Below are 6,889 nucleotides of genomic sequence, written 5' to 3' on the forward strand. Positions count from 1 at the left end.
AAGGATTGAAAGTTAATCACGAAAGGGTTTTATGGGAATTTTTTCAGAAAAAAATGCCATTATGGGTTTCTGTGACAGGTCCCAGTCGGCCTCAAATTTAAGCTATTTAATATTTGAAGCCTCAGATAAAATCAGAAATTAGCGTTCATGGTCCTTTAACTCGAAATACACAATAGACAATCTATTACGAGCTGAAATCACTTCAAAACACCCAATCGTTGCTGTTTTCAATTTCACCATACCGGTGCTATGCAAAAATCTTCAAACAGCCTGATTTTCTTGCGATTGCAACACTTCTCGTAAAGACGGGACAGGCTTCACCCCTGACATGGGTCAGGACGGAGAAATCCTATTACATAATCCGGGTTAAATTACTCCTTTGAAATCAAACAGGCAATTTTACTTCAAACCTTGAAAACTCACCTATTTTAGAATCAATTTTTAAAACCCCTCCCATTGAGTCTATTAAGTGTTTAACCAAGGGTAAGCCAAAACCATAACCTTTCTCGCCTGCTGTTCCGTCTGTTGTTTTCCCCTCTCCCCTCATAATTTCCTCAATTTGCTCTTTTTTCATTCCTGCTCCAGTATCCTTTACTTCTAACTTCAACTCCTTTCGGTAATTTTTTTCAGTAAGACTAATTCCGATGCTAACAGAACCTCCTTCAGGAGTAAACTTGATAGCATTGGAAATCAGATTACCCATTATTTGAAGTAGTTTTGCTTTTGGAAATCGCATTTCCAAATTCATACCGATCACCTCAACATTAAATATAACCTTTTTCTGGTTGGCTTGAACCCCATATAAATTTTCAAGCTTTTCCTTTAATATCTCGAGGGTATATTCGCCCTCATTCGTTAAAGCAGGGACATGTTTTTGTTTATCATGCGTGGTCAATATTTGATCAGCCAATTCTAATAAAGATTGGCTACTACTTTGAATAACTTTAATAAATTCAAGGACATCGTCCAACTTATTTTGGTCACCTTGCTCTTTGATGATCTGTGCTAAACCTATGATTCCACCTATTGGTCCTCTGATATCATGGGCTACTTGCTCTTGCCTCTCCAATGAATCCTTTACCTTGGATTTCAATTCACTTACAGACTTAATAATTTTTAACCTGTTCATGATCTCACCGGCAATAATTTCCAAAAGATCAATCTTCTCAGGACTAATAACTCTCGATTTCGTATCCAACACACACAATGCCCCAAGATTATACCCAGCTTCGGTTGTCAACGGGACACCTAAATAATACCTCAGGTTGGGATCTGCAGCCACATAAACCTTATTTTTAAATCGCTCATCTTTCGATAGGTCTTTAATTTCAAGAGAGTGGTTTTCCATGATGGTATATTGGCAAACAGACTCTTCTCTTGGCAATTGCATCACAGGCAAGCCTTCACTCGCGACACTCCACTGCGTTACAGCATCAATCAAATTTACAAGCGAAATATCCGTCCCGGCTACCTTAGCAGCCAATTTGGTAAGGTCTTTAAGCTGGCCTTCTAATTCTTGATTATCTAAATCGTAATCGGCCAATGCTAACAGTCTATCGAATTCATTCGAGGAGATTGGACTTTCCATAAAAATATAGGTCTAATTTTTTTTAGAAAGATAATAGAAAATTAAGCCTTTACCTAAAATAATTGTCAACTCCTTTATTCTAAGCATTTACTTAGTAGTATTAACGCTAAAATAGCTGGTTTCCAATATTTACTTCTCAATGTAAAACAACTCTATTGCCTTATGTCGATAAATATGTGAACGCATGATTTTAATTGTTTTTTTGCAGCAAAAAGCTATATAACAAAGGAAGCCTAACTGAATAATGCCTATTGTTCAAAATTTATAATAAATCAGCTAAATATTGCCCAATCGATTACAATCCTCTTTCAATAAATTAAACTAGATTATTTAGTCACACATCGTTGAATAATCGTAAACGAATTGTTCAAAATCTACCCATTTAGGATCATCTTTATACTTTTCAATCACAGCTGGACATTCCGCAAAGAGCTCTTCCATGTCCTTTTTATATTCATTTTTTTTAATACGTCTCGCTAAATCTTCGCCATTTTTTTTGATATAATAGGACTTGTCTAGCCCTCCTGCAACCTTCATTCCAGCGAAACTAACACTGGCAGATTCTTTTGCAAATGGATCATTGTATATTTTTATTTTTTTGCTAAAAGTAGGATTCATTACCTGCATCATACAATATTGTGTTTTATTCTTTTTCACCTGAACATTAGATGATTCCATGTAGAGGTAACCATCATCCAAGTGCTCCGATGATAATTCGTTATCTTGTAATTTAGTAATATCAGAACTTGCGTCCATAAACTGGTTCAATTTAGCAAGAGTACTAGGCGGAATATACATATGGTCAATTTCCTCTGGATTTATCTTGACTTTTTTCCCATCACTAGACCTTTCTACTTTTAAATCATCGATTAACCCCTTTTTAAAAAACAATTTTTTAACTACCACAGACATCTCAGTCCCATTTTTAAGGGTTATAAAAGTGGTTTTTTTTCTACTAAACCCTTGAAATGCCGGGGAAAAGGTTTGTGCTACCGAAGAAAACACAATTAAAACACAGACAAGAGTCAATAAATACTTATACTTCATAATAAAAAGACATTTAGAAAGTTATACCTAGATTTCTTATTAATAAAATTGAGTGGACAGTTTACAAAAGATCTAATTTTTAATAAAAATAATAATTTATAATGAACTTCCTAAATAACATCTATATTACTTACTTATTTTAAATAGATTATTACTCAATTAACAATATAACTATCCCATTTAATAAATCATCATTTATATTTTAAATTATCAATTTAGAAGGAATGATGACTATTAAATATTTACAAAAGTGTTTACACCCCTATTTGTTACAAGATAATTTATTTCCCAACAAATGGTCTTATAACACTGGTAAACTAGGTACCCATTTTTACCTCCGGATTTTAATTAGCGTACAACTCACACTATGAATAGGATCTCCCCACCTATCAGGAAATATATCCACCACAAAATAATTTAGCGAATGAGAGGTTTCGACATTTAATCCACTGCCTATTTTGGATTCAATGTCAATTCAGAGCAATCGAATCCAATTGTAATATTTTATTTATATTGACTTTACAATCTCCTATTTTGAGATAGCATTGTGAATGAAACTAAAAAAAGTACTTAAAAAGGACAAGGGAACATTAAACCCAGATCCGATAACCTAAACCCCATGCACAGTCACCGATTATTCAGCTTTTTATCGTTTTTGGCTTTTTTTATATTGACAGGATTTTTGTCAGTAAATCAAGCCCAAACCTCGGCAACATCTCCCAAAGAGAAATTGGAAAACCCAATTACTGCTGCCTATTTAAAAAGAAATTTAAAAAGGACCTCTCCTAAACTCATCCTTACTCCTACTATCGAAAGGACACTGAAAGAGAAATTACAATCAGATCCTCTAATGCAATCCTATTACCAATACCTGCAAAAGGAAGCCAAAGGCATTCTTGACCAACCTCTCCTAAAAAGAGAGCTCGAAGGATTTCGGCTTTTGTTTGTTTCCAGAGAGCTGATTCAAAGAATGAGTACACTTGCCATGGTATATAGAATTGAACGCCAGCCAGAAATATTGCAGCGAATAGACGTGGAATTGAAGGCGGTCTGTGCCTTTTCTGATTGGAACCCGCAGCACTTTCTTGACATTGCTGAAATGTCTTTCGGTGTAGCCTTAGCACTGGACTGGGCTGGAGAGGATTTGCCAAAGACGACTGTCAGTCTGGCTAAGAAAGCACTGATTGAAAAAGGAATAATACCCAGTTTCAATGAAGATGGAGAAAGAATGTTTTGGATCAACGGACATAACAATTGGAATGCTGTATGTCATGGAGGCATGATTGCCGCATCTTTAGCTGTGGCGGATGTTGATCCTGAACTTGCAGCAAAAACCATTTCCAGGGCCTTGGATAAACTCCCCAATTCCTTAAAAGAATACGCACCAGATGGAGTATATCCTGAAGGCCCTTCCTATTGGGGTTATGGGACAAGTTATACGATCATTGCTTCAAATACGCTAGAGACTGCATTTGGCTCAGATTTTGGGATTTCAGAAAGTCCCGGATTTATGAAAAGCGCCGAATTCCTACTAAACGCCACTGCCCCATCAGGCAACTATTTCAATTTTGCAGATTCAGGAGACAAATACAATGGAGGTGTTGCCCTTTTACTGTCTTGGTTTGGTGCAAAAACGGCTGATGCGTTGTATTTTGATCACTCCTTTTTTCAAAATCCAAAAGAGGCTGGAAGGTTTGCAGGACTTGGCCTCGTTTGGCTTTCGCAGATGGATCCGAAAAACACTGGTAAAATAGCCCAAAACTGGCTTGGAAAAGGCACAAATCCTATCGCTATTTTTAGGGGAGACTCGGATTATTTTGCAGGGATGAAAGGCGGAAAGGCCCAATTGAGTCATGGAAACATGGATGCGGGCACCTTTGTATTTGACCTAAACGGTGTACGTTGGGTAGTTGACCCAGGCAACCAAAGGTATTATCTGCTTAATAAAATAGGCTTTAACCTGGCTGGCCACTGTCAGGATTGTCCAAGATGGACATTGCTTACCAAAAACAATCGGACCCACAGTACCATTACAGTGAATGATGAAGATTTCAATGTTCAAGGCTTTGCTCCAATTATAGATTTCAAAGATCAGGATCAGGCTGAAGTCAGTATAGACCTTAGTAACTTGTACTTTGACAATACAAAAGCTGTACAGCGGAAATTCACAAAAGACTCGAAGCGATCCCTACTCATTGAGGACACTTTCGAGACCAATGAAAATACCAAAAGTATCACCTGGGGTTTGATGACACAAGCGGAGGTTAGTTTGGAGAAAAATGGTGCAGTTTTAAAGCAAGATGGTAAAACGCTACATATCCGAATTCTAAATACTGATAAATACAATTTATCAGTTATTTCTCTTGATCCACCTCCATTGGAAATTGACAAGACCATGGAAAATCTAAAGCGAATAGAAATCCGAATACCTGCCTGGACTCTGGAGAATGGTAAGGGCAGCCTAAAAGTCCGGCTATCAGAAGACTAGGGTATCATTTAAATCAATCCTAAAGCAGTGAAAACTAATTTGTTAGCATGTGCAAAATCTTTTCATACATGCTAATAATTGGTAATTATGTATTCTAGATTAACTTTATCCCGAAATATGCAATAGACATTCTATTACGTGCTGAAATCGCTTTAAAATCAGCCACTACGTTGCTGTTTTCAATTTCACCATAGCGGTGCTATGCTAAAATCTCCAAACAGACTGATTTTCTTGCGATTGCAACACTTCCCGTAAACACGGGACAGGCCTCACCCCTGACCTTGGTCAGGACGGAGAAATTCTATTACATAATCCGGGTTTATTATTGTTTGGGCAAAGTGAAATAAAACCTACTTCCAACACCAAGCTCACTTTCCAAGCCTACTTTCCCATTGTGCTTTTCGACAAATTCTTTACATAGAATGAGTCCCAAACCAGTACCTTTTTCATTATTGGTTCCCAAAGTAGAATAAGACCTGTCAATTCGAAATAATTTCTCGAAATTTCCTTTATCAATACCAACACCACTGTCGGTAACAGACAAAAGGTATTCATTAACTTTTTCTTCAACTGAAATAATTACTTTCCCATTATAAGGAGTAAATTTTATAGCATTGGATATAAGATTTCGCAATACTGTTTCTATCATAGCTTTATCGGCGTATAGATCAAGCCTTAGTGGAGCATTCAAGCTTACCCCTATTGCTTTTTCCTCTGAAGAATTTTTCAGCAACTCCATGATCCTTTGAATCATATTTACAAGATCTACCTTTTCTGGATTGAATTCAATTCGGCCAGTTTGTGACCTTGACCACTCCATCAAGTTTGATAATAATTCCATGGCATGTTTCGAAGAGGAATTAATAATGCCAGCATAAGTATCAATCCCTTCATAATCTTTCTCTTTAACTTGCTCACTTAGTATCTCACTTAAACCTATAATGCCATTAAATGGACTTTTTAAGTCATGTGCAATAATTGAGAAAAACTTATCTTTTGTTGAATTTAATTCTCTTAACGAAGCTTCACTATTTCGGAGATTGAACTCTGCTTGCTTTCTATTCGTAATGTCATTTATTACAGAAATAACACATTTCACATTATTAATTTCGATGATTTCTGCAGAGATAAGCCCGTGAAATAATTCCCCTGATTTTTTGCGAAACAAATATTCTTCTTCGATTATGATACCTTTTGACTTTAAATCTGAAGTGAATTTGAATCGGTCATCATCTTGATTCCAAATATTCAAATCAATTGCTTTTAAACCAATTAGTTCATGAGGTTGAAAACCAGAAATTGATTGAACACTTTTGTTAGCTTCAAAAATTTCCCCATCCTTAAGCTTAGATAAAATTATGATAAAGGGAGCTTTATGAAATGCTTTCGAAAATTTCTCCTCCTGCTCATTAACATCATTCATCAAGCGTTTATTATACATCAGGAAAATACTATAAGTCAGAGATATAATGATGACCTCCCATGCCATTAAAAATAAAGATTCTGAACCTGTGGAATCTAAATAACCTGCTAAGTCTGGTTGATTCTGAATGATGTATATGATGTGCAAAACCTGTACAAAGAAGACCCCTACAAATACATACCCAACTGGTCGAGTAACCCCTCCAATGCTATTAAGTTAAGGAAAAAATGGCCTCTTGAGACAAAATAAGCCGATTTTCCTTATGAAAACCGGCCTACTTTAGTTAAATTATGTTGTCTTAAACATATAGCTATGAAGGTACAAAATACCAACCAAAACACGA

4 protein-coding genes are annotated in these 6,889 nt (G+C 36.1%); 1 reads left to right on the top strand and 3 read right to left on the bottom strand.

Going from position 1 to position 6,889, the window contains the following annotated elements; all coding sequences use genetic code 11:
* Positions 1 to 385: 385 nt before the first annotated feature.
* Both AC13EX_RS13445 and AC13EX_RS13450 read right to left on the bottom strand, forming a co-directional pair.
* Positions 386 to 1,588: a GAF domain-containing sensor histidine kinase gene (locus AC13EX_RS13445; protein WP_048643275.1), complete on the bottom strand. Its 1,203-nt coding sequence runs from the start codon at positions 1,586 to 1,588 to the stop codon at positions 386 to 388.
* A 330-nt stretch (positions 1,589 to 1,918) separates the two neighbouring features.
* On the bottom strand, positions 1,919 to 2,635 hold the full coding sequence (locus AC13EX_RS13450) for a hypothetical protein (RefSeq protein WP_339718152.1): 717 nt from the start codon (positions 2,633 to 2,635) through the stop codon (positions 1,919 to 1,921).
* Between the two features lie 619 nt (positions 2,636 to 3,254).
* Between AC13EX_RS13450 and AC13EX_RS13455 the strand changes: the two genes are divergently transcribed.
* Positions 3,255 to 5,123: a heparinase II/III domain-containing protein gene (locus AC13EX_RS13455; protein ID WP_482893075.1), complete on the top strand. Its 1,869-nt coding sequence runs from the start codon at positions 3,255 to 3,257 to the stop codon at positions 5,121 to 5,123.
* Between the two features lie 322 nt (positions 5,124 to 5,445).
* On the opposite strand, the gene AC13EX_RS13460 is transcribed toward AC13EX_RS13455, so the two are convergent.
* Positions 5,446 to 6,546 (bottom strand): PAS domain-containing sensor histidine kinase, encoded by a 1,101-nt coding sequence (locus AC13EX_RS13460; protein ID WP_482893076.1) that lies wholly within the window; start codon positions 6,544 to 6,546, stop codon positions 5,446 to 5,448.
* Positions 6,547 to 6,889: the final 343 nt, after the last annotated feature.

It is taken from the genome of Cyclobacterium sp. L-R (assembly GCF_056859355.1).

Bases quoted from the DNA above. Each gene is read 5' to 3' on its own strand.
- AC13EX_RS13445 (WP_048643275.1), bottom strand. From the start codon at position 1,588: ATGGAAAGTCCAATCTCCTCGAATGAATTCGATAGACTGTTAGCATTG.
- AC13EX_RS13450 (WP_339718152.1), bottom strand. From the start codon at position 2,635: ATGAAGTATAAGTATTTATTGACTCTTGTCTGTGTTTTAATTGTGTTT.
- AC13EX_RS13455 (WP_482893075.1), top strand. From the start codon at position 3,255: ATGCACAGTCACCGATTATTCAGCTTTTTATCGTTTTTGGCTTTTTTT.
- AC13EX_RS13460 (WP_482893076.1), bottom strand. From the start codon at position 6,546: ATGAATGATGTTAATGAGCAGGAGGAGAAATTTTCGAAAGCATTTCAT.